Annotated in this window: 1 protein-coding gene; it reads left to right on the top strand. The window is 59.2% G+C overall.

Translation table 11 applies throughout. From position 1 onward, the window contains the following. A partial coding sequence (locus SB660_RS23605; protein WP_410585021.1) for a CheR family methyltransferase occupies positions 1-238 on the top strand: 238 nt, incomplete at both ends.

The raw sequence follows: 238 nt of genomic DNA, 5'->3' as shown, positions 1-238 counted from the left end.
CGGCGATGGGTATCAGGTCCGGCAGGAACTGCGCGAGGCGATTCTTTTCACGCCGCAGAACCTGATCGCCGACCCGCCATTTTCGCGGGTCGATCTGATCAGTTGCCGCAATCTGCTGATCTACCTCGAACCGGAGGCGCAGCAGCGCGTATTCGAGCTGTTTCATTTCTCGCTGAACCCGAAGCGGTATCTGTTCCTCGGGCGCTCGGAGAGCACTGATCCCGATTCGATCCAGTTC

The organism is Bacillus sp. SIMBA_005 (assembly GCF_046535585.1).
In the GTDB taxonomy this organism is placed as follows: Bacteria; Bacillota; Bacilli; order Bacillales; family Bacillaceae; genus Bacillus; species Bacillus pumilus.
The sequence above is the reverse complement of the archived record's forward strand: the minus strand, read 5'-3'. Positions and strand labels throughout refer to the sequence as shown.